Origin of the sequence: Erythrobacter sp. GH1-10 (assembly GCF_045363165.1) — a bacterium.
Taxonomy (GTDB): Bacteria; Pseudomonadota; Alphaproteobacteria; order Sphingomonadales; family Sphingomonadaceae; genus Erythrobacter.
The window spans coordinates 2,144,495-2,168,540 of the sequence record NZ_JBJFLP010000001.1; the positions used below are offsets into that span (position 1 = coordinate 2,144,495).

Below are 24,046 nucleotides of genomic sequence, written 5' to 3' on the forward strand. Positions count from 1 at the left end.
CATCGAAATTGTATGTGGAGAAATTCAATCTTAGACTCCAAGCAGGCAATAATTTAGGATGTCATCGCCCAGCAGATCTTTTTGGTCAATCGCAAGCAAAAATACTGTCTGACACGGGACTTTGCGATCTCGCATAACCAGTTGGGAAAAATTCTATCCTTTTTGCAATCCGATTGCTGAACTTTGGCGGTACATCTCCCACACTATACTTCGGATTATGCCAATTTCAACGATCTAATTTGCAACCTATATTGAATAGTGGATAAATTCTTTGTGGTTTCAGAAATGACACTCGCGCGATAATTCAAGTGTGATCAAAACTGACCACAATTAATCAGTCAAAAACTTGCCAGCAGGATCACCGGAAGCAAAGGTGCTGCTTTCGGCGAAAAAAGAAGCTGTCTTTGATATCTAAAGGTGTGGTTTGGAAGTAGCATGGATAAAAGACTATTTCCTCCCACCTTTCATAAAATTTCTTATTTCACAGCGACCGCTGGGATGTCGCATATTATACGCAATCTACGCGCTAGCGATAGGGATTACCATTTCAAGGTCGCAAGTTGCGAGCAAGGTGCCCAGGTGCATCAAATTTAGACGTGAGTCTATAGAGGACACGCCCCCACCAAAAAAGCGCGCTTGCGCCAGCCTATGCTAACCGGATAAGTGGTTAAGGCCGTCAAGTGTTGCGCCGATCAACTGAATCCTGTTTCCGAGAAGAAAAGTGACTGCAAACCGTAGTCACTGACACAATGTGTCGGAGGAACTATGTTACAGAATGTTTCAAGCATTTCTTGGAAAAAGAGAGGGGCGGCTTTCGGCACGATTCCCGCGGCGCACCCCTGGCTCGATTAGTTCCCAGGCCGGATGATCCTGCCAATGGCACGATTATTCCAGGAACAACTATTCGATTGTGACAGTGGAACAACGTTCGTCACGCCAGAATCTCAGGAATGGGAGAACTAACGTCCCGTCATAGCAAGGCTCAACCCCTACGAGGAAATATTTTTCAAGGAACTTGTTGGTAGCGGAGGAGGGACTTGAACCCCCGACACGCGGATTATGATTCCGCTGCTCTAACCACCTGAGCTACTCCGCCCCAATCGGGATTCGCGAGGCCAAACGCCTCAAGCGAGCGGCGCATTTAGGGCGCGCTTGGCGTGTGGTCAACCATCCTTTGAATGGTTTCAGGGCCTCTCTTTCCCACGAAAAGTAAATCGCTTCAGGAATTCCCACGGCCCCCCTTGATAGAGATGGAGTTCGAGAGCCGGAAACGCAAATCGGCGGCGCTCGATCTGCGGGCCCAGTTCAGCCTGAAGCGACCTTGCCTCCTCTTTCGTGACCTTGTTCTGGATCGTGATATGCGGACGCGGTTCGTGAAGGTCCTGATCGGTGAGTGCGCCGTGAAAATGCTCAGCAATGAAGCCGCGAATCGCGAGCAATTGCGGGGACTCCAGCCGGATCGCGGTGCCTTTGCCCAAATCCATCAGGCCCGTGATTTCGGCCTGTGGCGGCGCATACTGGCGAACCACCTGCGGCACGAAGTCCTTCAACTCCTCAAGCAGTGACGGAGCGAAGGAATGGAACATCGTGACATGAGCGTGAAGGTGATTCCGCTCGGGCGGGAAATGTTCGCGGCGCAGTGCCTCGGCCCAGCTCTGTATCTCGGGAGGCAGTTTTGCGGTCAGGATGAAGGGGTTCGCCACGCGCGGCTCTACATTTCGCCCCGTTCCCGGCGGAGGGCATACCAGCGTTCGACGGCGGCCGCGTGTTCTGCGTCGGTGACGTTGAACTCATGCCCACCGGTGCCGTCGGCGACCATGAACAGGTAATTGTGCTTTTCGGGATTAAGCACCGCGGCGATACTCTCGCGGCCCGGATTGGTGATCGGACCATCGGGCAGGCCGAACTTCGAATAGGTGTTGTAGCCGTTCTCCATCGCGATCTCGGAGCGGCGGATGCGGCGGCCGAGCGGCTTGCCCTTGGTGATCGGGTAGATGATGGTCGGATCGGCCTGAAGCTTCATCCCGATCCGCAAGCGGTTCGAATAGAGCCCGGCAATCGCGCGCCGTTCGGAGGGCTTGCCGGTCTCCTTTTCGACGATCGAAGCGAGGATCAGCGCATCGCGCATCGTATCGACCGCGACGTCCGGTGCGCGCTTGGCCCAGGCCTCCGCGAGGTACTGGTCCATCGCGGTCTGCATCTGCTCGATGATTTCGCCGCGATCCTGCCCGCGCTCGAATGCGTAAGTGTCTGGCAGGACGGACCCTTCGAGTGGAATCTCGATTTCGCCCGTAAGCAGTTCTTCTGCCATCAGTTTCTCGTAGACGAGCACCGATGGCATGCCCTCCGGGATGGTGACGAAACGGCGGATCACATCACCGCTCTGGAAGGCGGCGAGGATGTCGCCCTGATCCATTCCCGGTTCAAGCGCGAACTCGCCCGCCTGGATCGGATCCGACGAGCCGAACAGCCGCGCGCGCATCAGGAAGCCGTCAGCGGAAGAAATCAGACCTTCGTCTTCGAGCTTCTCTGCCACCGCGCTGAGCGAGGATCCTGCCGGGATGATGAACGCCGTCTCCTCCTCGATCGTCGCTTGGCCGAGGTAGGACTGCGCGAACAGGAAACCAGCCACCGCCAGCGCCAACAGGCCGGCGAGGATCAGGCCGAGGCGTTTCACCGGATCAGTCGACCTTCTGCATGATCAACGATGCGTTGGTGCCGCCGAAGCCGAAGCTGTTGTTGAGCACGGCACGCACTTCGCGTTCTTTCGCCTTCAATGGCACGAGATCGATGCCTTCGGTGCCTTCGTCGGGAGTGTGCAGGTTGAGTGTCGGCGGGACGATCTGATCGCGCATGGCGAGGATGCAGAACACCGCCTCGACCGCGCCCGCTCCGCCCAGCAGGTGGCCGATCGCACTCTTGGTCGAACTCATCGACGCGCCCGAAAGTCCTTCGCCAAGCACGCGCTTCACAGCTGCGAGTTCGATCGTATCCGCCATCGTGCTGGTGCCGTGGGCGTTGACGTAGTCGATGTCGCCCGGGCCAAGGCCCGACTTGCGCAGCGCCATTTCCATCGCCAGCTGCGCGCCCTTGCCTTCCGGATGGGGCGCAGTGACGTGGTAGGCATCGCCCGAGAGGCCGTATCCGGTCACTTCGGCATAGATGGTCGCGCCGCGCGCCTTGGCACGCTCGTATTCCTCCAGCACCACAACGCCGGCGCCCTCGCCCATGACAAAGCCCTCGCGGTCCTTGTCATAAGGGCGGCTCGCCTCGGTCGGGCGGTCGTTGTAGCTGGTGTTGAGCGCGCGGGCCTGCGCAAAGCCTGCAATCCCGAGCGGATTGATCGTGCTCTCGGAACCGCCCGCGAGCATCACGTCGGCATCGTCCATCGCGATCATGCGTGCGGCATCGCCGATCGAGTGTGCTCCTGTCGAGCACGCGGTTACCACCGCATGGTTAGGGCCCATGAAGCCGTATTTGATCTGCACCTGCCCGGTGACGAGGTTGATCAGGCGTCCGTGGACGAAATGCGGGGAAACCCGGCCCGGGCCGCGCTCGTGGAGATTGACGCTTTCGTACTCGATACCCGGAAGGCCGCCGATCCCGGCACCGATCGAGCAGCCGGTGCTCTCCTTCTCGGCCTGTGTCATCTCGGTCAGACCGGCATGCTCGAGCGCCTGACCAGCGGCATCGATACCATAGACGATGAACGGATCGACCTGGCGCTGGATCTTGGGATCGACGCGTTTGTCGGGATCGAAGCCCCAAGGGTGATCCTTGCCCTTCACTTCGCAGGCGATGGTGCATTTCTGCCCTTCGGTATCGAACCGGGTGATCGGCCCCGCCCCGCTCTCGCCTGCGAGGATATTCCGCCAGGTGGTTTCAACATCGCCGCCCAGCGGGGTGACGAGGCCAAGTCCTGTTACAACAACGCGGCGCATTCCATTCTCCACGGCCCAGATGGGCGCAAGCATCCATGATCCCAATACACTACAGGCCCGGGACCCTGCATGAGGGCTCGGGCCTGTCGGTCAGATATCCGCCAAGCGGACATGCTGAGGGCGATTAGCCCCTGGTCGATTAACCTTTGTGTTCTTCGATGAACTTGGTGGCATCGCCGACCGTGCTGATCTTCTCGGCAGCATCATCGGGGATTTCCACGCCGAATTCTTCTTCGAATGCCATCACAAGCTCGACGATATCGAGGCTGTCTGCGCCCAGATCATCAATGAAACTTGCTTCCTGAGTCACCTTGTCGGCCTCGACGCCGAGGTGCTCGACGACAATTTTCTGCACGCGGTCGGCAGTATCACTCATGTGTGTCCCTCTTGAATTGGGGTTTGAAACTCGAAAGTGCCCTAAAGGGCGGTTTGTTGGAGCGCAAGTGCCGATCACATTTGCTCCAGTTCCCCACCCGGATGAACCTCCAACGCGCACACCGCAGTTCCCCGTTGCGGTTGACCGGCCGCGTGCGCGAACGCCTATGTATGTCATGTGCCGAATATCACAAGTGGGAGAAGAGCAAGCAGCCCTGCGCGCGGGCCGACCTGCCTGATGCATTTGCCAATCGGGTAGAGCTATTGCTGCGATGCAGCGGCTCGCTTCGTGTCGATCACGATCCATCGCAGCTGACGTCCGGTTCAGCGAAGGGTCGGAACGATTTACCCTCCTCGACCATTTAAGTTATTGAAAGCGCGATGCAAAAGACATCATCGTTCTAACGAATGCAAACTCTGTCAAGGAGACACATGACGAACATCAATATCCTGAAAGACCTCACACAATACACCTACGATTCGGTTGAAGGCTATCGTAACGCCGCCAAGAAGGCGGAGAGCGCAGCCCTACGCCAGGCACTTGAACGCCGCACCGATCAGCGCTGGCAGACCCTCGAACGGTTGAACGGTGCGCTGCAATCGAATGGCGAAAGTACGGTCAACAACGCAAGTACGACCGGAACGATCCATCAGACATTTCTCAAGGTGATCGACGCACTCGGCGATAGCGACAGAGCAGCCGTGAAGCACGTCGAAATGGGCGAAGATTTTCTCGCCAACCAGTTCGACGAAGCGCTGAAACGCGATGACCTCGACACCGGAATGCGCTCGCTAATCGAGTCCGTCTTCAAGGACATCCGCGAAGGTGAACGTTTCACCGACATGCTCGAGAAGCAGTACGCGTAAGCCACACTTGAGGGCGTGATCTGAGCGCCCCCGGGGCGTCGAGCGCCGCAGCCCATCGCTGCGCCGCGCTCCGCCTCGACAATCGAAAAACGGCGTCGAGTGCATGACTGCGGGACGCATCCGGCCTAGCGATGCGAAGCGCTCCGCCCTTCAGACAATCCGATTCCGCAACGAACGAGCGCCCGGCCTAACGGTCGGGCGCTTTTTCCGTGTGTGGTTTTCCGTGTGTGGGCCTCAGCTGTCTTTCACGACATCGTGTGCGGCGATTCCTTCGCCGGCACCCGGCTTCTGCGGCGGCTCGATCGTGCGCAGGAACAGTTCGCGCAGCTGCTTGGGCTCGGCCTGCGACGGCGCGCCCATCATCAGGTCTTCGCCCTTCTGGTTCATCGGGAAGGCGATGACCTCGCGAATCGCTTCCTCGCCCGCGAGCAGCATCACGATGCGGTCGATCCCCGGAGCCGAGCCACCATGCGGCGGCGCGCCGAGCTTGAACGCCTCCATCATGCCGGAAAACTCGCGGTCGACGGTTTCCTTGTCGTAACCCGCGATTTCGAACGCCTTGTACATGATCTCCGGCTTGTGGTTCCGGATCGCACCCGAGGACAACTCGTAGCCGTTGCAGACGATATCGTATTGCCACGCCTTGATCTCGAGCGGGTCCTGGGTCTCGAGCGCTTCCATCTCGCCTTGCGGCATCGAGAACGGGTTGTGGCTGAAATCGATCTTCTTGAGGTCCTCGTCATACTCGAACATCGGGAAATCGACGATCCAGCAGAACTTGAAGCAATCGGGCTCGATCAGGTCGAGCTGCTCGGCGATCTGCGTGCGCGCTGCGCCTGCCAGCTTGGCCGCGTCCTTTTCCTTGCCGGCAGCAAAGAACAGGCCGTCATCCGGACCAAGGCCGAGCTCGCCATAGAGCTCTTCCATGCGATCGGGCCCGTGGTTCTTGGCGATGGGTCCACCGAATTCGCCGCCCTTGCGGGTGACATAGCCGAGGCCTGCGAAGCCTTCGCCACGCGCCCAGTTGTTCATGTCGTCGAAGAACTTGCGGCTTTTCTCGTTGGTGTTGGGCGCGGGGATTACGCGGACCACGCCGCCCGAACCGACGATCTTTTCGAACAGGCCGAAGCCCGACTGTTCGAAATGGCCGGTGACGTCCGAAATGATCAGCGGATTGCGCAGGTCGGGCTTGTCCGTCCCGTATTTGAGCATCGCTTCGGCATAGGGAATGCGCGGAAACTCGCCCGATTTGGTTACGGTCTTGCCGTTCGCGAATTCCTCGAACACGCCCGCCAGCACCGGCTCCAATGCCTGGAACACGTCTTCCTGCGTGACGAAGCTCATTTCGAAGTCGAGCTGATAGAATTCGAGGCTGCGATCGGCGCGCAGGTCCTCGTCGCGGAAGCACGGCGCGATCTGGAAATACTTGTCGAAGCCCGAGACCATCAGCATCTGCTTGAACATCTGCGGCGCCTGCGGAAGCGCGTAAAAGGTACCCGGATGCATGCGGCTGGGCACGAGGAAGTCGCGCGCGCCTTCGGGGCTGGATGCGGTCAGGATCGGAGTCTGGAATTCGGTGAATCCCTGCGCGATCATCCGCTGGCGCAGCGAGGTGATGACCTGCGAGCGCAGCATGATGTTGCGATGCATGACCTCGCGGCGCAGGTCGAGGAAGCGATATTTGAGGCGGATGTTCTCCGGATACTCCTCACCGCTGGCGACCGGCATCGGCAGCTCGTCTGCCGCGCTCTGGACGGTGATGGAGCGGGCGAACACTTCGATCTCGCCGGTCGGCAGGTCTGCGTTCACCGTCTCGGGCGTGCGCGCCTTCACGTCCCCGTCGATGGTCACCACCGATTCGGCGCGCAGCTTTTCGAGCACCGGCAGAGCGGGCGAATCTTCGTCCGCGACGATCTGGGTGATGCCGTAGTGATCGCGCAGATCGATGAACAGCACCCCGCCATGGTCGCGTTTGCGATGGATCCAGCCCGACAAACGGACGGTTTCGCCAACATTTTCGGCGGAAAGCTGTGCGCAAGTGTGGGAACGATAGGCGTGCATCTAATTTCTTGTCCTGTTTGGGTGTATGGCGCTAAGGGCGCGCCAACAGTTCGCTGAGCAGTTTCGCTCGCGGGATACGGGCGCGCTAACAGGGCAAGCATGGCGCTTTGTCAAGTGAAGCGAGCCTATGGGCCAGAACCCGAGGGCGGTACTCCGCCCAAAACGACAAGAAGACAAATGAAAATACATGATCTGATTACCACCACCGACAAGCTCGCGGAGCTGTGCGGGCGTCTCTCAAAATCCGATTTCGTTGCCGTGGACACCGAGTTCATGCGCGAGAACACCTATTGGCCCGAACTCTGCCTCGTTCAGATCGCAGACGAGAACGAAGCGGCCGCGATCGACCCGCTTGCCGACGGGATCGACCTCACCCCGCTGCTCGACCTGATGTGCGAGAACGAAGAGGTTCTCAAGGTCTTCCACGCGGGCGGGCAGGATGTCGAAATTATAGTCAATCTGACGGGCAAGACCCCGCATCCGGTCTTCGACACCCAGATCGCGATGATGGCAATCAGCCAGTCCGAACAGATCGGCTATGCCAACCTTGTCGATACGTGGCTCAATATCCAGATCGACAAGGGCGCCCGCTTCACCGACTGGAGCCGCCGCCCGCTCACCGATCGGCAGATCGAATACGCGATCGGCGACGTGACGCACCTGTCGAAGATCTTCCCCAAAATCCTGAAAAAGCTGATCAAGACCGATCGCGGCAACTGGCTCAACGCCGAGATGGACAAGCTCGCCGATGCGAGCAACTACATCATCGATCCCGACAAGAGCTGGAAGCGCATCCGTTCGCCGGGCCGCAATCCGCAGGTCCTCGGTCGGCTGAAGGCGCTCGCCGCGTGGCGCGAAGGCGAGGCGCAACACAAGAACATCCCGCGCGGCCGGATCATGCGCGACGAAACGCTCGCCGACATCGCCTCGCACCCGCCCAAGCAGCAGCGCGACCTCGCCAAGGTACGCGGCCTCTCGGCGGCATGGAAAGACAACGATATCGGCAAGCGGCTGATGAAGGTCATCGCCGATGCCGAACCGCTGCCCAAGGAAGAAATGCCGGCCAAAATGAAGCGCGGTGCGCCGCTGGGCCGCGAAGGTGCGCTGGTCGCCGACCTCCTGAAGCTGCTGCTCAAGATTCGCGCCCGCGAAATCGACGTTGCTGCTCGCCTTCTCACCCGCGCCGACGAGATGGAAGCACTGGCGGCCGGTGTGCGCGATCTCCAAGTGCTCGAAGGCTGGCGCTACGACGTGTTCGGCAAGGACGCGCTCGAACTGGTCGAAGGGAAGCTCGCCTTTGCGGTGCAGAACGGCAAGCTCAAGATGACGCATATCGACGACATGCAGGCCAGCATGGAAGAATCGCTGGCGGCGGAGTAACCCCGGTCGTCATTGCGAGCGAAGCGAAGCAATCCATCTCCGATGCGTCAGAACTTTCAGCCCGCTGTCTACATAATGGCAAATCGGAAGAATGGAGCGATCTATACCGGAGTAACGTCTGATCTCTTGAAACGCGTCTGGGAGCATCGCAAAGGCCAGATCGATGGCTTCACAAAGAGATATGGCTGCAAGACGCTGGCGTGGTTCGAGGTTCACTCGACAATGGATGCAGCTATCCAGCGCGAAAAACAGATCAAGGGTGGATCGAGAAAGAAGAAGATCGCGTTGATCGAGGAAGGCAACCCGGACTGGTTCGACCTGTTCGCCGATTTGAGTCGATAGGTGATGGATTGCTTCGTCGCCTTGCGGCACCTCGCAATGACGAAGTAAGGGAAGGTCAATGTCCACCTATCTCCCCACCATCAAGCAGCTGCAATATCTCGTCGCATTGCACGAGCACGGGCATTTCGGTCGCGCAGCGGATGCGAGCTTCGTGTCGCAATCGACCCTTTCCGCCGGCATTCGCGAGCTGGAATCGCTGCTCGGCGTGACGCTGGTCGAACGTTCGCGCCGCGTCGTGCGCTTCACCGCGCTGGGCGAGCAGGTGGTGGCGAAGGCAAACCGGCTGCTGCGCGAGGCGGAAGAGCTTTCCGACCTCGTGCAGGCTGCGGGCAAGCCGCTTTCGGGCCAACTGCGCATGAGCGTGATCCCGACCATCGCACCCTTCATGCTCCCACGCATCCTGCCGCGTCTCAAAAAAGAGCGTCCAGACCTGCAGTTGATGCTGCGCGAGGAGACCAGCCAAGACGCCATCGAGTCGCTTCAGCACGGGCGGGTCGATTGCGTGCTGCTGGCCCTGCCCTTCGACACAGGCGAAGTGGAGATGGAGCATATCGCGGACGATCGGCTGTTTGTGGCCTTCCCCAAAGACGATCCGCGCGATCCGCCGGACGAAATCCCGCCCGAGATGATCGATCAGGGGCGGCTTTTGCTGCTCGAGGACGGGCATTGCCTGCGCGAGCACGCGCTCGCCGCCTGCAACCGCTCCGAACTGCGCGCTTCGGCGAGCATGATCGGCACAAGCCTCCACACGCTGGTGCAGATGGTCGACAACGACCTCGGGCTGACGATGCTCCCTGAAATGGCGCTGGACGCCGGGATCTTGAACGGCACCGAAGTCGTCGCCCGTCCAGTCGAAAGCGACACGGCGAAGCGCGAAATCGCGCTGGTTTGGCGCAAGAATTCGCCAAGAGAGGCGGATTTCAAACTCTTGGCCGAGGAATTGCGGGCGGGTTAAGTTTGCCCTTCATTCGGCAGGTTCGTCTTCGTTACCATCACTTGAAAAATCCAGGCATAATTCTGCCCGATTTTTTGGTAATACTTCAGACCATAGGCAAACATAAGCCGATTTAGCTAATTTTCGCATAACTATTATTTCTGCGAAATATTGGCCGGGCTCGCACAATAATCAGAATTCCTGCCGGGGAGAGTGCGATGACTCAAGAAAAGCCGATTGAATCGAAAGAGCTGGAAAGCCGGCGCGGAATGCAGCTTTCGACGAGGAAAAGTTCTGCGACCGCGATCATCAAAGAAATCACGCTTCCTCCAGGCAGCGAGCTTTGCATTGCCCGCGACAAACGCCACCCCGATAGTTTCAAGCTGAAATGCCCGGTCGACCAAGAGGGTTTGCCGCCACGCGTGCGCCGCGAGGTAAAGGGCATCCAACTCGACAAGGAAATGATCGCACCGTTTCGCGATGTGCAGGAAATCGACGGGATGGTCCCCGATGGCAGCAAGATCGCCTTTCTGCCAAGCGAGGCAAAGCGCGAGCGTGTGCAGGAGCATCTCGATGCAACCCGCGTCGATGACGACGACGGGAAGAAACGGGAGAAAGGCGAAGATCGCGACCGAGGCGGTACGATTTTCGGCACCGATGATCGCTACCTGTTCAACGATCGATCCTTTCCATGGCGCACCACCGGATTGGTTCGGACTGCGGCCGGTCGCTGTTCGGGAACAATGATCGGACCCCGGCATGTGCTGACCGCCAGTCATTGCATCAACTGGACGAGCGGGGGCGGCGCGGGCTGGATTACTTTTACGCCCGGCTTTTTCGATGGTGACGAACCCTGGGGGGAATTCGCAGCCGTCCAGGTCGCTTATTGGCTGCAGGCCCCCGGATCGCTGACCGACCAGCAAACGGCATTCGACTATGCCGTGCTGATCCTTGAACAGTCGATCGGTGACGTCATCGGCTATCCCGGATACCGCACCTATGATGACGACTGGAACGGCGGAACGTTCTGGCAATATGTCGGCTATCCCGGCGAACTCGCCGGAGGTCAGCGTCCGGCATTCCAGAACGATTGCGTGATTTCTTCGGCACAGTCACAAAGTCTGAGCGGCAACAGCGCGCTTGTGCTTGGACACTTCAACGAATTCACTCCCGGGCAGTCAGGCGGTGCGGTGTGGGGCTGGTGGGGTAGCGAACCGTGGCCGCGCGTCGTTGGTGTCGGCAGCACCATCGGGAGCACTGCCGTTCAGACCCCGACCGGTTCGACGACCGGAGACAATGAGTATGGCGGTGGGTCCGCGCTATCCTCTTTGATCACATGGAGCCGCGCGAATTTCTAGCATCCGTCACGCTCGGCCATAGCTCGCTCAATCCATGTGTTTCAGACCGACGCGCAAGTAATCCCAGCCGGTGATGCAGGTCAGCGCGGCGGCCAGCCACAGGCTGCCCAGCCCGACCAGATGGATCCAGCTATCGGCAATCGTGCGGCATTCGTCGGCGAGCATCTGGCAAGGCGGGCCCTGCACTGCCCCGCCGAGGATCAGCGCGCCGAGCGCAACCAGCTGGAAGGTCGTCTTCCACTTCGCCAGCTTCGACACCGGCACCGACACCTGCAGCCCGCCCAGGAATTCGCGCAATCCGCTCACCGCGATCTCACGGATCAGGATGATCAGCCCTGCGATGACATGCATATCGCCCACATATGGCCCGCGCATGTATCCTTGCGCCGTCAGGATCAGGATTACGGTCGCGACCATGATCTTGTCCGCGATGGGATCGAGAAAGATGCCTAGCTTCGACACCGCCCCCTGCGCCCGCGCGAGATAACCGTCGAAAAAGTCGGTAATCCCGATCAGGCAGTAGAGCACGAAGCCGACCGCAAAGCCGAGCCGCCATTCGGGCCACCACAGGAAGAAGGCCAGCAGCGGCAATGCGAGAATGCGCGACAGCGTGAGAATGTTGGGCAGAGTCAACATGGTCTCCTCACGCTCTAACGCCCCTTTCGTCCGCGTAAAAGGCTCGCCTCAACGCTTGTGAACGCTCTTGTGAATGGCCTTGTGCCAGCCAGCGTGTGCGCTACATGGTGGAAACGAGGAGCGAGATCGACAGCCTGCCCATGACTACTTCGACGCGCCTCCTGGCCCGCAAGCGCTTTCTGCCGCTGATGGTCACCCAGTTTTTCAACGCCTTCAACGACAATCTCTACAAGACCGCCGTGGTCCTGTTCGTGGTCTATGAGATCTATTCCGACGAGAAGCAGGAAACGCTTTTTAGCGGTATCGCTTCGCTGCTTTTCATTCTTCCTTTCGTCCTCTTCTCGGCGCTCGCGGGGCAACTTGCCGACACGCACGACAAGGCCGCGATCATCCGCAAGGTCAAATTGTGCGAGATCGGCTGGGCCAGTCTCGGCGCATGCGGCCTCTTCATGGCCTGGCAGGGAATTGCGGTGCACAGTTTCGCAATCCCGCTCCTGCTTGCGGTGGTCTTTCTCGCCGCAGTGCAATCGGCCTTCCTGGGGCCGATCAAATACGCGATCCTTCCGCAGCATCTTAAGAAGGAAGAAGTTCTTCCGGGCACCGGCCTGATCGAGGCGGGAACCTACATCGCCATCCTTGCGGGGACGATCCTCGCGGGCTTCATGATCGACGCAATCGAGTATGCGATCGTATTCATCGTCCTAACCGCCTTTGTCGGGTATCTTTCGAGCCGCTTCGTTCCCGACGCCCCTCCGCACGAAGAGCAGATAGTGCATTTCCCGCTTCTGGAGCCCTATGCGGCCAAGGTCCGGAATCCGGTCTTGCGTTGGCTGGGCTACGCTCCGGTCGCAATCGCCGACCAAGTCGTGATGAGCTGGCGGTTGGTCAAACAAACCCACGACAACCGGGAAATCTGGCTCGCCATCGTCGCCATAAGCTTCTTCTGGACCATCGGCGCGGTGCTGTTCATCCAGTTCCCGCCCTTGGCAAAGAACCAGCTGCTGGCGACACCCGAAGTGGCAAGCCTGTTTCTCGTGATTTTTTCGGTCGGCATTGCGGTTGGATCGGTGGCGATCAACACGCTCCTGAAAGGCGAGGTTTCGGCCCGTTACGCCCCGGTTTGCGTCGTGATCATGGGTTTATTCCTGCTCGGATTCTACTTCATTTCGCGGGCCTGGGTCCCCAATCCGGCACAGGAGCTCCTGCCGATCGAAGAGTGGATCCTCGAACCGCTGGCAATACCCATCTCGATCACGCTCCTCGGCATATCGACAGCTGGCGGGATGTTCGTCGTCCCGCTCTATGCCTTCCTCACCACCCGCTGCGCGCCAGACGCCGCCTCGCGCACGATTGCGGCGAACAATATCGTCAACTCGCTTTCGATGGTCGCCGGTTCGGGGATTGCGATTGGGATGGCGGCGCTTGGCATTCCGGTTGCCGAGCAGTTGCTGCTTGCAACCGCGATGACGGTGATCTCTGCGTGGCTTGGCAAACTGCTGCACAATGCCGAGCGCGACGCCTTCAATGCCGCCTCGCCCGAGGAGCAGGCCGCGCGTTCCTAGAAGATGAAGACGAGAACGGCTGCGGTCGCTGCAACGTAAACGCTGGCGAAGCCGCGAACGTCTTCGGCGGTCAGCCGCCAGAGCGACTCCGCCGGAATGTCGTAAAGGTCTTCCTTCACATGCGGCGGCAGGCTCGCGCGGAAGGGGTGGCGGCTCGTCTCATCGGTGAGGACCAGGTTGCGGCGCATGTTCGACCTTTCTTCGGTGTCCGCGCCGCTTCTTCGGGGCGACGCTCTTGTTGACCTTGCTTTCCGGATTAAGACTTTCTTAACGTTTTGCGAGCTTCGGCTTGCCGGGTGTCGCAGGCCGGGACAGAACAGCGGCGACGCTAACCATGTCGATGCCGCCAAACGCCGGTTTGCCTCCGCGACGCGCCGTCGCTAAGCGCCGCAGACGGATCGGAAAGAACGGGAGAGTCGGGACGTGGGCGACACCAAGAGCGCTGCTGAATTGCTGGTCGAATGCCTCGCCGAACAGGGGACCGACCGGATCTTCACCGTCCCCGGCGAAAGCTTTCTCGCGGTGCTCGACGCGCTGCACGACTCTACCGGGATTGAGACCGTTGTGTGCCGACAGGAAGGCGGAGCGGCCTTCATGGCGTGTGCCGACGGGGCGATGAGCGCGGCCGACACACTGCGTCCGGGTGTCGCCTTCGTCACCCGCGGCCCCGGCGCGACCAACGCCAGCATCGGTGTGCATGTTGCGCATCAGGATTCGCAGCCGATGATCCTGTTCGTCGGCGATGTCGCGCGCGGGATGCGCGATCGCGAAGGCTTCCAGGAGGTCAATTTCGAGGCGTTCTTCGGACCCATTTGCAAATGGGCGGCGCGGATCGACGATCCTGCGCGAATCCCCGAATACGTTGCGCGCGCCTATTCCGTGGCGATTAGCGGCAGGCCCGGACCGGTGGTGATCGCGCTCCCCGAAGACATGCTGTGCGATCCGGTCGATCCCGCCCTCGCCCCGCGTCCTGCCGCCACTCGTCCCGCGCAGGCCGTCTGCCCCGACGCGATGCAGACGCTGTTCGGCCTGATCGCCGATGCCGCAAGCCCGATCGCCATTATCGGCGGCGCGGGGTGGAACCTGAAGGCGCGCGAACATTTCCAGCAATTCGCGGAGAGTATCGGCCTGCCCGTTGCCACGGCATTCCGCCGCCAGGACGCAATTGCGCCATCATCGCCGGTCTACGCCGGCAATCTCGGCTACGGTCCCAACCCCAAGCTGGTGCAGCGGGTGAAAGACGCCGATCTCGTAATCGCGGTGGGTGCGCGGCTCGGTGAGGCAACCACCGACGGCTACACGGTCCCGACACTCGAACATCCCGGGCAGTTGCTGGTCCATATCCACCCGGATCCCGACGAGCTCGGGCGGGTGTACAAGACCGACCTCGCGCTCGCCTGCTCGGTCGATGAGTTCGCCGAGAGCGCCGCGCTGTGGGAAGACCATTCGATCATCCCCTTCGACGCAGGGGCCGATGCGCATCGCGAGTGGGAGGAATGGGCCACCGCCTCGCTACAAGGGGAGCGGCCGACACTCGACATGGCGGCGTGTGTCGCGGCGATGCGCGAGGCGCTGCCCGCCGACACGATCGTGTGCAACGGCGCGGGCAATTTCGCCGGATGGTGGCATCGCTACTGGCGCTATGACGGCTATCCTACACAGCTTGCGCCCACTGCGGGGGCGATGGGATATGGCATCCCCGCTTCGGTCGCCGCCGCGCTTCGCTATCGCGACCGCACCGTAGTCGCGGTGGCAGGCGACGGCGATTTCCTGATGAACGGACAGGAACTGGCCACCGCCGCGCAGTCGAGTGCCAACCTGCTGGTGCTCGTAGTCGACAACGGTGCCTACGGGACGATCCGCATGCACCAGGAGCGCGAATATCCGAGCCGGGTCTCGGGCACACAGCTTTCGAACCCCGATTTCGCCTTGTTCGGAGCCGCATTCGGCGCGTGGAGCGCCACTGCGACCACCACCAACGAATTCACTGCCGCACTCGCCGAGGCGCGGGAACGCGTCGGTCTGCGCCTGATCCACATGAAGATCGATATCGAACAGCTTGCCGCCAGCGGCGCCACGGTCAGCGGACTGAGGGCGAAAGGCTGAGGCCCGGAGTTTGAGTTCTAACCCTCGGCCATCTTGCAGATCAGGTCCCATTCCTCGGGCTTGATCTTCGCAACCGACAGTCGCGACAGGCGGACGAGTTCGCAATCGGCCAGCTTGGGCTCCGCCTTGATCTGCTTCAGGGTCACCGGATTGTCCAATTTACGCTTGGGTTTGACCTTCACCGCGGCCCATTTGCCGGTCTCGTCGGTGGGATCGGTAATGCCGGCAACACTGATGGTCACGATGCCGACGATCTCCAGCCCTTCGCGCGAATGGTAGAAGAAAGCCTCGTCTCCGACCTCCATTGCCGCGAGATTGTTCTTGGCGAGGTGGTTGCGAACGCCGTCCCACGTTCCCTCCTTCTCGGCCACGAGATCGTCCCAGCTGTATTTGAAGGGTTCCGATTTCATCAGCCAGTAATTCGGGGTGGATTTGGCCATCACAGCTCTCCTTGTCCTGTCATCCGCTCGATCGTTAACCGCTACGGGGCCTAGCCACGCTGCGCTTGCGCTTCCACCCCCCAAGGCTGCGTTTCCGGGCGATTAACCCGATTTTTATAGCCGTCCGGCATACGGTTTCGAGAGTCGCCTCCGTTCGCGCGGGGGTATGATGCATTGGGGGTGCACCGCGCGCTTCGGGGACAATTGACGGTGGCAGAAGCAAAGCACGAAACAAAGCTCGGGACCGCCGAGAAAGACCTGGTCGCGCTGGGGATCGCGACCGCTGCGATTATCCTGTTCGTCGGTACCGGCGGCTCCGTTCTTCCAAGCGTGGTCGCCACGCTTACCGGCGAAGGGCAAGGGCCGGACAAGCTTCTGGTCAATGCCTTGCTGCTGAACATCGCCCTGATCATCTTCGGCTGGCGTCGCTATCGCCAGCTCACCCACGAGATTTCGGAGCGCAGGCGGGCCGAAGCCCACGCCCGCAAATTGGCCGAAATCGATCCGCTCACCGGCTGCCTCAACCGACGCAGCATGGCCGATGCCACCAACAGGCTGCGCGAGAGTGCGAACGCCAGTGACCGGGCTGTCGGCTATGCCATGATCGATCTCGATAACTTCAAGCAGATCAACGACATGCACGGCCATTCGATCGGCGATCAGGTGCTCGTCCAGCTTTCGGAACGGATGCGGGAACAGCTACCGAATGATGCTGTGCTCGCTCGCCTCGGCGGGGATGAATTCGCGTTTGTAGTGGCCTACGATCCCGAAAACCGCGCGCGGATCGATGAGCTTGTGATCCGGCTGTTCGACAACGCGATACTGCCGTTCCGGCTGGGTTCGCTGGTGATCGATGCGACGATGTCGATCGGTATCGCGACCGATTACGACGAAAACGGCGTCAACCCGATGGTGTGCGATGCCGCGGCGTTGATGCACCGCGCCGACATCGCGATGTACCACGCCAAGAAGCAGGGCAAAAACCGCTATTTCTGGTTCGAGCCGAATATGGAAACCGAACTGCGTTTCCGGAACCAGCTCGAAGCGGGCCTCCGCGCCGGTCTCGAGAACGGCGAATTCCTCCCCTGTTACGAACAACAGGTCGATCTCGAAACCGGAGATCTTGTGGGGTTCGAAATGCTGGCGCGCTGGCACTCGCCACAACTCGGCGTCGTCGGCCCCGAGCTGTTCATCCCGATCGCCGAGGAAATCGGGCTGATCACCGACATCTCGGAACGATTGCTCGAGCGCGCACTGGAAGATGCAGGCAAATGGGATGAACGCCTTACCTTGTCCGTCAACATCTCGCCGGTGCAACTGCGCGATCCATGGTTTGCTCAAAAGCTGCTGAAGCTGCTCCTCACCCATAACTTCCCGCCACATCGCCTCGAAATTGAAGTCACGGAGAGCTGCCTGCACGACAATATCGGCATGGTCCGCTCGCTGATCACCAGCTTGCGCAACCAGGGCGTACGCGTGAGCCTCGATGATTTCGGCACGGGCTATTCGAGCCTGGAACAGCTGCGTTCACTGCCGTTCGACCGGATAAAGATCGATAGGTCCTTCGTGCAGGAACTGCGCGATGCAAACGGCAACAGCTGCATCGTCGATGCAATCGTCTCGCTCGGGCGCGGGCTCGACATGCCGATCACGGTCGAAGGGATCGAGAGCGAGGAAATCCTCCAGGCGCTCAAACGCCTAGGCGAGCTGAAGGGACAGGGCTATTTCTACGGCAAGCCGGAGACCGCCCACGAGGTCCTTGATCGCCTACGCAAGATCGACATGCTGCGCCTCTCTGAAGAGCCGTCCGAGGCCGACGTCGATCGCGATACCGAAACCACCAATCTCGAGCTGCCTCGCCGCGCGCAAAACTGAGGCGAGGCTAACAGGCCGAGCCTGCGCACTAGACGCCGCGCAGATGGGTGCATAGATGCGCGTGGCTATGCGCGTTTCCTTCATCAAGATGCACGGACTGGGCAATGATTTCGTCGTGCTCGACGCGCGCGTCGAGGCCGTGCCGGAAGTTACACCGCAAATTGCACGGGCGATTGCCGATCGGCGCGAAGGGATCGGATGCGATCAGGTGATCCTGCTCGAACCAAGCGACAGCCAAGCGTTCCGGATGCGGATCTTCAATGCCGATGGCGGAGAAGTGGAAGCCTGCGGCAACGCCAGCCGCGCGGTCGCGATGCTGCACGGCGAACCCGCGACGATCGAGACGGCAGGCGGGGCGATCAGTCTGGAGCCAGCCGAGGGCGGCGCGAGCGTAGATATGGGCAGGCCGCGTTTTGGCTGGGACGCGATCCCGCTGGCCTACGCTATGGACACCGCCGCAATGCCGGTCGGTTGGGACGAATTGCAAAGCCCGATGGCGGTCAATGTCGGCAACCCGCATTCGGTCTTCTTCGTCGAAGATGCGGACACGATCGATCTCACCACGCTTGGCCCCGCAATCGAAACCGATCCGCTGTTTCCGGAGCGCGTCAACGTCAACGTCGCAAGCCTTGTAGGCGATAACCATCTGAATTTGCACGTGTGGGAGCGCGGCGCCGGCCTCACCCGCGCTTGCGGAACCGGAGCCTGCGCCACAGCCGTCGCGGCGATCCGAAAACGGCTGGCCGAGAGCCCCGTAACCGTCACCCTGCCCGGCGGCGATCTCACCATAGAATGGAGCGAAGGCGGCTCGATCAGGATGACCGGCCCGGCAACCGAAGCGTACCGCGGCTCGTTCGAGTGGGACGACTTCGCGTGAAGCCTGAAGTCATCTCGCTGGGCTGCCGTCTGAATATCGCCGAGAGCGAGCGCATGCGCGCGATGCTGTCGAATGCTGGCGATGTGGTGGTTGTCAATTCCTGCGCGGTCACCTCCGAAGCCGTGCGACAGACCCGGCAGGCAATCCGCAAAGCCCGCCGCGCCCGGCCCGATGCCCGCCTGATCGTCACCGGATGCGCCGCCGATATCGAGCGCGAGCAGCTTGCCGACATGCCCGAAGTCGATGGCCTGATCGCCAACGAGCGCAAGCTCGATCCGCGTGCATGGAACGTCCCCGCTGACACAGCCCCGCTCGCTCCGACCAAGACGCGCGCCTTCATCGCGGCCCAGAACGGTTGCGACCACGATTGCACCTTCTGCGTCATCCCGCAGGGACGCGGAAAGAGCCGTTCGCTGTCAATTGCCGAGGCGCTTTGCGAGGTCGAGCAGCACCTCGATCTCGGCGCAAAGGAGGTGGTGCTGACGGGCGTAGACCTCACCAGCTGGGGGCACGATTTGCCGGGCGAGCCGACGCTGGGTGCGCTGGTGCAGGCGATCCTCGATGCCTTCCCCTCTCTCGCCCGCCTCCGCCTTTCCTCTCTCGACGGGGTCGAGATCGACGAGGCACTATTCGACCTGTTCGCCGACGAAATGCGGGTGATGCCGCACCTGCATCTCTCGCTCCAGCACGGCGCCGACCTGATCCTCAAGCGCATGAAGCGCCGCCATTTGCGCAAGCACGCTGTCGATCTTGTGCTCGCTCTAAAGGAGCGTCGTCCCGAGATCGCTGTCGGTGCGGACCTGATGGCCGGCTTCCCGACGGAAACCGATGAACATCACGCCGGAAACCTCTCGATCATCCGCGAACTCGCGATCGTGCACGGCCATATCTTTCCCTTCTCGCCCCGCCCGGGGACTCCCGCCGCGCGCATGCCGCAACTCGATCGCTCCGTGATCAAGGCCCGCGCCGCCGAACTGCGCGAAGCCGTCGCCGACGAGCGCGCCAAGTGGCTCGCCGCGCTTGTGGGCGAAACGCTCCCCGTCCTCGCCGAGCGCGACGGGACCGGCTATGCGCCGAACTACGCCCGCGTCGATCTTCCAGAAGGAACGCACGCGGGCGAGATTGTGAGTGTGACGGTGCGCGGCATCGAGGAAGGCCTGCTGGTATGAGCGAGACAAGCTGGACCGACCGCTTGCTCGGCGGATTTCGCAAGACCTCCGACCGGTTGAGCGAGAATCTCACCGGGCTCGCCGGTGGCGGCAAGCTCGACGACGCAACCCTCGACGATATCGAGGACGCGCTGATCGTGTCCGATCTCGGGCCCTCGGCTGCCTCGCGGATCCGCGAAAAGCTCGCCGAGAAGCGCTTCGGCGCGGAAATCACGCAAACCGAACTGAAAGAGGCGGTGGCCGATGAGATCGCGGAGATCCTCCGCCCCGTCGCCAAGCCGCTCGAAATCACCGCCTTCCCGCGTCCGCAGGTAATCCTCGTCATCGGCGTCAATGGTTCGGGCAAGACCACCACCATCGCCAAACTCGCGCACCTGTTCCAGGAAGACGATTATGGCGTGCTGCTGGCGGCGGGCGATACTTTCCGCGCCGCGGCAATCGGCCAGCTTGCGACATGGGCGGAGCGCGTCGGCGTCGATCTCGTGCGCGGGCCGGAGGGCGGCGATCCGGCAAGCATCGTGTTCGATGCGGTCAAGCAGGCGACCGATACCGGGATCGACGCGCTGATCGTCGACACCGCCGGGCGGCTACAGAACAAGAAGGAGCTGATGGACGAGCTGGAGAAAATCCGCCGCGTTCTCGGCCGGCTCAATCCCGAAGCCCCGCACGACGTCGTGCTCGTGCTCGATGCCACCAACGGCCAGAACGCGCTGTCGCAGATCGACGTGTTCAAGGAAGTCGCCGGCGTCACCGGCCTGATCATGACCAAGCTCGATGGCACCGCGCGCGGCGGCGTTCTGGTTGCGGCGGCCGAGCAATATGGCCTGCCGATCCATGCCATCGGCGTCGGCGAAAAGATGGAAGACCTGCGCCCGTTCGATCCGGACCTGGTGGCGCGCGTCATCGCGGGAGTCGCCTGATGACCGAGGAAAACGGAGCCGTACAGACCAAGCCGAAGTCGAGTTGGCTCAACATCGCTGTCGATTACGGTCCGCTGGCGATCTTCCTGCTGGTCTTCAAGCTTTATCCTGTCCCGCCCGATACCCAGCTCGGCGACATCGCCCCGGTCATTTACGGCACCGTGGCCTTCATGATCGCCGCAGTGATCGCGCTCGGCTTCAGCAAGTTCAAGCTCGGCCATGTCTCGCCGATGCTGTGGCTTTCGACCGTGCTCATCGTCGGCTTCGGCGGGTTGACGATCTGGCTCCAGGACGAACGCTTCATCCAGTTCAAGCCGACCGCGATCTATGTGATGTTCGGTTTGCTTCTGATCGGTGGATGGCTGCGCGGAAAGGCGCTGCTCCAGATCCTGCTCGAAGCGGCATTCGAGGGCGTGGACAAAGAGGGCTGGCTCAAGCTCTCGCGCAACTGGGGCCTGTTCTTCTTTCTGCTCGCAGGGCTCAATGAAGTGCTGGTGCGGGTGATGGATTTCGAAGGCTGGCTGTGGGCCAAGTTCTGGGTTTTCATGCCGCTTTCCTTCCTGTTCACCTTCACCCAGATCCCGATGCTGCTGAAACACGGGCTGGATGTGGGGCAGGAAGAGGAAGTGGTGAAGAACGAGCCGCCGCCGGGATGAGGAGCTGGGGTCCATTTGACACCTGACGCCACGGGCGTATTGTAGGGGTAATTCGGCGAGCGCGTGTCGGGTCCAGCTACCCCTCCGCGCTCGCCGTGTTGATTCACCCACACAGCGCAAAGCCACCGGACCGGAACATTGCCGCGCCCGGCGCACTGTGTTATCTCAATAATACAGCAAGGAGAGACCCAATGGTCCAATCGCGCATTCACATCGGCGATGTCGGCAAGCTCGTTCAAAAGGTGATCGACGACTGGCGCTTTGCCGAACGCAAGGCTGTGCGCGATCGCCTGCGGGACTTCGAGGAACGGTTCGAGAAACTCAAATCGCGCGAGCCCCATCCGGACACCGACAGCTTCCGGGAACGCCTGCAACAGTCCTTCGATGAATTCGCCAGCCGCGTTGACGCCAAATATGCGATGATCGACGAAGCCCACCGGCAGATGACCGAATTCGTCGATCAGCGCGGGCGCACGGAAAATTAGCGCGCTCGCCTAAATCTCCACCTGGCTCCCGAGCTCCACAACACGGTTGGTCGGGAGCTTGAAGAAGTCCATCGCGCTCGCCGAATTGCGCAGCAGCCAAGCGAAGATCTTTTCACGCCAGATCGGCATTCCCGGCTTGTCGCTCGGGAGCAGCGTCTGACGGGAGAGGAAGAAGCTCGTGTGCATCATGTCGAATTCGCCGCCGCAGCGCTCCATTTTCTTGAGCCCCATCGGCACGTTGGTCTCTTCCATGAAGCCGTATCGCAGCACCGCGCGGTAGAATCCGTCGCCCATATCGGTGTAATCGCAGCGCGCCTCGGGATCGACATAGGGCTCGTCCGCGATCTCCACAGTCAGGATCACCACGCGTTCGTGCAGCACCTTGTTGTGCTTGATGTTGTGCAGCAGCGCCGAAGGAACGCCGGCGGTACTGGATGCCATGAAGATCGCCGTGCCCGGCACCCGCAGCGCGGAGTTCTTGGCCGATTTGGCGAAGATTTCCATCGGCAGCGCAACTTCGCTCATCCGCTCGCGCATCAGCTTGCGTCCGCGCGCCCAGGTGGTGAGGAGGGTGAATGCGATAAAGCCGACCATAAGCGGGAACCAGCCGCCTTCGGGCACCTTGGTAAGGTTCGCTGCGAAATAGGCGCCGTCGACGATCAGGAAGACCAGTACGACCGGCAGCGCGTACCACCATTTCCACTTCCAGACACCAACGAACAGCACCGCCATCAGCAGCGTGTCGATCGTGACGGCGCCGGTCACCGCGATGCCGTATGCACTCGCGAGGTTCGACGAGTTCTGGAACGTCAGCACAAGGATGATCACAGCCACCATCAGCGCCCAGTTGATGAACGGGATGTAGATCTGGCCGCCTTCGGTCTCGCTGGTGTGGAGGACATTCAGGCGCGGAATGAAGCCCATCTGGATTGCCTGGTGGGTGATCGAGAACGCGCCCGAGATCACCGCCTGGCTGGCAATGAAGGTTGCCACCGTCGCGAGGAACACCAGCGGCAGGCGCCATTCCTCCGCAGCGAGGAAGAAGAACGGGCTCTGGATCGCCTGTGCGGCCTGCTCCGGCGGAAGGCCGATGATCATCGCACCCTGCCCGAAATAGTTGAGCAGCAGGCACGGCATGACGAAGCCGAACCAGCTCAGGCGCATCGGGCCGCGGCCGAAGTGGCCCATGTCCGAATACAGCGCTTCCGATCCCGTCACCGCAAGAACGACCGAACCGAGCGCGAGGAAGGCGAGCGTGCCGTCGAGGATAAAGAAATTGACCGCGTGGTAGGGGTTCAATGCCCACAGGATCTCGGGCGTATTGACGATCTGCCACAGGCCCATTCCCGCAATCACGGTGAAATAGACGATCATGACCGGGGCAAACAGCGCCCCGACCTTGGCCGTCCCGCGTTTCTGCAGCACGAACAGGAAAACCAGCAGCGCGAGTGCGATCGGGATCACGAACTGCTGGAGACCGGCATCGACCACGGTGAGGCCTTCGACCGCCGAGAGCACCGAAATCGCCGGGGTGATCATCGAGTCGCCGTAGAACAGCGAGGTCGCGAACACGCCGAGCAGGACCGCAAGCCAGCCATATTTCGACTTCGAGATGCTGCGTGAAATCAGCGCGACGAGCGCGAGCGAACCGCCCTGCCCCTTATTGTCCGCGCGCATCAGGATCGTGACATACTGGATCGCCACGACCAGCGTCATCGACCAGAAGATCAGGCTGATGACGCCGAGCACATGCGCCTGGTCGAGCGCGAGCGGATGCGGACCGACGAAGGTCTCGCGGAAGGCATAGAGCGGACTGGTGCCGATGTCGCCGAAGACGATACCGATCGCACCGACAGCCAGAGCGGCCTTGGTGCCGCTGTGACCCGATCCCCCGGAATGGGACCCGTCCGCCGATGCTGTCGCTGTGTCGCTCATTGCAAATGGATTTCCCGATTCCCGGTACTGCCCTCAAACGTGCGGCGTGGCACGCGGTGAAATGCGGCTTCCCGCAAGGCGGCGGGCCCTAGCACCGCATTTTCGCACCTGCAACAATGCACATGCA

General features: G+C 61.0%; 22 protein-coding genes and 1 tRNA gene. 13 read left to right on the forward strand and 10 right to left on the reverse strand.

What is annotated here, in order from left to right; genetic code table 11:
- Positions 1-1,019: 1,019 nt before the first annotated feature.
- The 5 genes from ACI5KX_RS10645 to ACI5KX_RS10665 all read right to left on the reverse strand — a co-directional run bounded on the left by ACI5KX_RS10645 (position 1,020) and on the right by ACI5KX_RS10665 (position 4,317).
- A tRNA-Met gene (locus ACI5KX_RS10645) sits at positions 1,020-1,096 on the reverse strand.
- Between the two features lie 88 nt (positions 1,097-1,184).
- Positions 1,185-1,703: a 2'-5' RNA ligase family protein gene (locus ACI5KX_RS10650; protein WP_406810638.1), complete on the reverse strand. Its 519-nt coding sequence runs from the start codon at positions 1,701-1,703 to the stop codon at positions 1,185-1,187.
- 8 nt (positions 1,704-1,711) lie between these two features.
- Entirely contained in the window at positions 1,712-2,677 is a 966-nt protein-coding gene (mltG, locus tag ACI5KX_RS10655; protein ID WP_406810639.1) for an endolytic transglycosylase MltG, read from the reverse strand.
- Between the two features lie 4 nt (positions 2,678-2,681).
- Positions 2,682-3,941 carry a beta-ketoacyl-ACP synthase II gene (gene fabF / locus ACI5KX_RS10660; protein WP_406810640.1) on the reverse strand — a complete coding sequence of 420 codons (1,260 nt, stop codon included), beginning with the start codon at positions 3,939-3,941 and terminating at the stop codon, positions 2,682-2,684.
- 139 nt (positions 3,942-4,080) lie between these two features.
- A complete protein-coding gene (locus ACI5KX_RS10665; RefSeq protein WP_406810641.1) occupies positions 4,081-4,317 on the reverse strand; it encodes an acyl carrier protein in 237 nt (78 codons plus the stop codon).
- Between the two features lie 431 nt (positions 4,318-4,748).
- Here ACI5KX_RS10665 and ACI5KX_RS10670 point away from each other — a divergent pair, with 431 nt between their 5' ends.
- On the forward strand, positions 4,749-5,183 hold the full coding sequence (locus ACI5KX_RS10670; RefSeq protein WP_406810642.1) for a PA2169 family four-helix-bundle protein: 435 nt from the start codon (positions 4,749-4,751) through the stop codon (positions 5,181-5,183).
- 234 nt (positions 5,184-5,417) lie between these two features.
- Here ACI5KX_RS10670 and aspS read toward each other — a convergent pair whose 3' ends face one another.
- Positions 5,418-7,244 (reverse strand): aspartate--tRNA ligase, encoded by a 1,827-nt coding sequence (gene aspS / locus ACI5KX_RS10675; protein ID WP_406810643.1) that lies wholly within the window; start codon positions 7,242-7,244, stop codon positions 5,418-5,420.
- A gap of 177 nt (positions 7,245-7,421) precedes the next feature.
- On the opposite strand from aspS, the gene rnd reads away from it, so the two are divergent.
- The 4 genes from rnd to ACI5KX_RS10695 all read left to right on the forward strand — a co-directional run bounded on the left by rnd (position 7,422) and on the right by ACI5KX_RS10695 (position 11,258).
- Positions 7,422-8,624: a ribonuclease D gene (gene rnd / locus ACI5KX_RS10680; RefSeq protein ID WP_406810644.1), complete on the forward strand. Its 1,203-nt coding sequence runs from the start codon at positions 7,422-7,424 to the stop codon at positions 8,622-8,624.
- Positions 8,625-8,699: 75 nt separating this feature from the next.
- Positions 8,700-8,966 carry a GIY-YIG nuclease family protein gene (locus ACI5KX_RS10685; RefSeq protein ID WP_406810645.1) on the forward strand — a complete coding sequence of 89 codons (267 nt, stop codon included), beginning with the start codon at positions 8,700-8,702 and terminating at the stop codon, positions 8,964-8,966.
- A 58-nt stretch (positions 8,967-9,024) separates the two neighbouring features.
- On the forward strand, positions 9,025-9,921 hold the full coding sequence (locus ACI5KX_RS10690) for a hydrogen peroxide-inducible genes activator (RefSeq protein WP_406810646.1): 897 nt from the start codon (positions 9,025-9,027) through the stop codon (positions 9,919-9,921).
- Positions 9,922-10,118: 197 nt separating this feature from the next.
- Entirely contained in the window at positions 10,119-11,258 is a 1,140-nt protein-coding gene (locus ACI5KX_RS10695; RefSeq protein ID WP_406810647.1) for a trypsin-like serine peptidase, read from the forward strand.
- A 27-nt stretch (positions 11,259-11,285) separates the two neighbouring features.
- On the opposite strand, the gene pgsA is transcribed toward ACI5KX_RS10695, so the two are convergent.
- Positions 11,286-11,894 carry a CDP-diacylglycerol--glycerol-3-phosphate 3-phosphatidyltransferase gene (gene pgsA / locus ACI5KX_RS10700; protein WP_406810648.1) on the reverse strand — a complete coding sequence of 203 codons (609 nt, stop codon included), beginning with the start codon at positions 11,892-11,894 and terminating at the stop codon, positions 11,286-11,288.
- Between the two features lie 140 nt (positions 11,895-12,034).
- Here pgsA and ACI5KX_RS10705 point away from each other — a divergent pair, with 140 nt between their 5' ends.
- On the forward strand, positions 12,035-13,456 hold the full coding sequence (locus tag ACI5KX_RS10705; RefSeq protein WP_406811360.1) for an MFS transporter: 1,422 nt from the start codon (positions 12,035-12,037) through the stop codon (positions 13,454-13,456).
- Here the strand turns inward: ACI5KX_RS10705 and ACI5KX_RS10710 are convergent.
- Complete coding sequence (locus ACI5KX_RS10710; protein ID WP_406810649.1) at positions 13,453-13,644, reverse strand: hypothetical protein; 192 nt, start codon at positions 13,642-13,644, stop codon at positions 13,453-13,455. The genes ACI5KX_RS10705 and ACI5KX_RS10710 overlap by 4 nt on opposite strands.
- A 235-nt stretch (positions 13,645-13,879) precedes the next feature.
- On the opposite strand from ACI5KX_RS10710, the gene ACI5KX_RS10715 reads away from it, so the two are divergent.
- A complete protein-coding gene (locus ACI5KX_RS10715) occupies positions 13,880-15,562 on the forward strand; it encodes a thiamine pyrophosphate-binding protein (protein ID WP_406810650.1) in 1,683 nt (560 codons plus the stop codon).
- 17 nt (positions 15,563-15,579) lie between these two features.
- Here ACI5KX_RS10715 and ACI5KX_RS10720 read toward each other — a convergent pair whose 3' ends face one another.
- The gene (locus tag ACI5KX_RS10720; RefSeq protein WP_406810651.1) at positions 15,580-16,002 is read right to left on the reverse strand and encodes an EVE domain-containing protein; all 423 of its coding nucleotides are present in this window, start codon (positions 16,000-16,002) and stop codon (positions 15,580-15,582) included.
- Positions 16,003-16,212: 210 nt separating this feature from the next.
- Between ACI5KX_RS10720 and ACI5KX_RS10725 the strand changes: the two genes are divergently transcribed.
- The 6 genes from ACI5KX_RS10725 to ACI5KX_RS10750 all read left to right on the forward strand — a co-directional run bounded on the left by ACI5KX_RS10725 (position 16,213) and on the right by ACI5KX_RS10750 (position 21,984).
- Positions 16,213-17,877 carry a putative bifunctional diguanylate cyclase/phosphodiesterase gene (locus tag ACI5KX_RS10725; protein ID WP_406810652.1) on the forward strand — a complete coding sequence of 555 codons (1,665 nt, stop codon included), beginning with the start codon at positions 16,213-16,215 and terminating at the stop codon, positions 17,875-17,877.
- Between the two features lie 67 nt (positions 17,878-17,944).
- Positions 17,945-18,754 carry a diaminopimelate epimerase gene (gene dapF, locus ACI5KX_RS10730; protein ID WP_406810653.1) on the forward strand — a complete coding sequence of 270 codons (810 nt, stop codon included), beginning with the start codon at positions 17,945-17,947 and terminating at the stop codon, positions 18,752-18,754.
- A complete protein-coding gene (locus tag ACI5KX_RS10735; RefSeq protein WP_406810654.1) occupies positions 18,751-19,923 on the forward strand; it encodes a MiaB/RimO family radical SAM methylthiotransferase in 1,173 nt (390 codons plus the stop codon). The genes dapF and ACI5KX_RS10735 overlap by 4 nt, the downstream gene beginning before the upstream one ends.
- Positions 19,920-20,843 carry a signal recognition particle-docking protein FtsY gene (gene ftsY, locus ACI5KX_RS10740; protein WP_406810655.1) on the forward strand — a complete coding sequence of 308 codons (924 nt, stop codon included), beginning with the start codon at positions 19,920-19,922 and terminating at the stop codon, positions 20,841-20,843. Before ACI5KX_RS10735 ends, ftsY begins: the two co-directional genes overlap by 4 nt.
- Entirely contained in the window at positions 20,843-21,499 is a 657-nt protein-coding gene (locus tag ACI5KX_RS10745; protein ID WP_406810656.1) for an inner membrane-spanning protein YciB, read from the forward strand. The genes ftsY and ACI5KX_RS10745 overlap by 1 nt, the downstream gene beginning before the upstream one ends.
- A gap of 191 nt (positions 21,500-21,690) precedes the next feature.
- Positions 21,691-21,984, forward strand: a complete 294-nt coding sequence (locus ACI5KX_RS10750; protein WP_406810657.1) for a hypothetical protein — start codon at positions 21,691-21,693, stop codon at positions 21,982-21,984.
- Positions 21,985-21,993: 9 nt separating this feature from the next.
- Here the strand turns inward: ACI5KX_RS10750 and ACI5KX_RS10755 are convergent, their stop codons facing one another.
- Positions 21,994-23,919 (reverse strand): potassium transporter Kup, encoded by a 1,926-nt coding sequence (locus tag ACI5KX_RS10755; protein WP_406810658.1) that lies wholly within the window; start codon positions 23,917-23,919, stop codon positions 21,994-21,996.
- Between the last annotated feature and the right edge of the window lie 127 nt (positions 23,920-24,046).

What these genes read in the sequence shown, in the direction of transcription:
- ACI5KX_RS10755 (WP_406810658.1), bottom strand. Translation starts at nt 23,919, where the DNA reads ATGAGCGACACAGCGACAGCATCGGCGGACGGGTCCCATTCCGGGGGA.
- fabF (WP_406810640.1), bottom strand. Translation starts at nt 3,941, where the DNA reads ATGCGCCGCGTTGTTGTAACAGGACTTGGCCTCGTCACCCCGCTGGGC.
- ACI5KX_RS10690 (WP_406810646.1), top strand. Translation starts at nt 9,025, where the DNA reads ATGTCCACCTATCTCCCCACCATCAAGCAGCTGCAATATCTCGTCGCA.
- ACI5KX_RS10665 (WP_406810641.1), bottom strand. Translation starts at nt 4,317, where the DNA reads ATGAGTGATACTGCCGACCGCGTGCAGAAAATTGTCGTCGAGCACCTC.
- ACI5KX_RS10670 (WP_406810642.1), top strand. Translation starts at nt 4,749, where the DNA reads ATGACGAACATCAATATCCTGAAAGACCTCACACAATACACCTACGAT.
- ACI5KX_RS10695 (WP_406810647.1), top strand. Translation starts at nt 10,119, where the DNA reads ATGACTCAAGAAAAGCCGATTGAATCGAAAGAGCTGGAAAGCCGGCGC.
- ACI5KX_RS10685 (WP_406810645.1), top strand. Translation starts at nt 8,700, where the DNA reads ATGGCAAATCGGAAGAATGGAGCGATCTATACCGGAGTAACGTCTGAT.
- ACI5KX_RS10710 (WP_406810649.1), bottom strand. Translation starts at nt 13,644, where the DNA reads ATGCGCCGCAACCTGGTCCTCACCGATGAGACGAGCCGCCACCCCTTC.
- ACI5KX_RS10720 (WP_406810651.1), bottom strand. Translation starts at nt 16,002, where the DNA reads ATGGCCAAATCCACCCCGAATTACTGGCTGATGAAATCGGAACCCTTC.
- rnd (WP_406810644.1), top strand. Translation starts at nt 7,422, where the DNA reads ATGAAAATACATGATCTGATTACCACCACCGACAAGCTCGCGGAGCTG.
- ACI5KX_RS10745 (WP_406810656.1), top strand. Translation starts at nt 20,843, where the DNA reads ATGACCGAGGAAAACGGAGCCGTACAGACCAAGCCGAAGTCGAGTTGG.
- pgsA (WP_406810648.1), bottom strand. Translation starts at nt 11,894, where the DNA reads ATGTTGACTCTGCCCAACATTCTCACGCTGTCGCGCATTCTCGCATTG.
- ftsY (WP_406810655.1), top strand. Translation starts at nt 19,920, where the DNA reads ATGAGCGAGACAAGCTGGACCGACCGCTTGCTCGGCGGATTTCGCAAG.
- aspS (WP_406810643.1), bottom strand. Translation starts at nt 7,244, where the DNA reads ATGCACGCCTATCGTTCCCACACTTGCGCACAGCTTTCCGCCGAAAAT.
- ACI5KX_RS10705 (WP_406811360.1), top strand. Translation starts at nt 12,035, where the DNA reads ATGACTACTTCGACGCGCCTCCTGGCCCGCAAGCGCTTTCTGCCGCTG.
- dapF (WP_406810653.1), top strand. Translation starts at nt 17,945, where the DNA reads ATGCGCGTTTCCTTCATCAAGATGCACGGACTGGGCAATGATTTCGTC.
- ACI5KX_RS10750 (WP_406810657.1), top strand. Translation starts at nt 21,691, where the DNA reads ATGGTCCAATCGCGCATTCACATCGGCGATGTCGGCAAGCTCGTTCAA.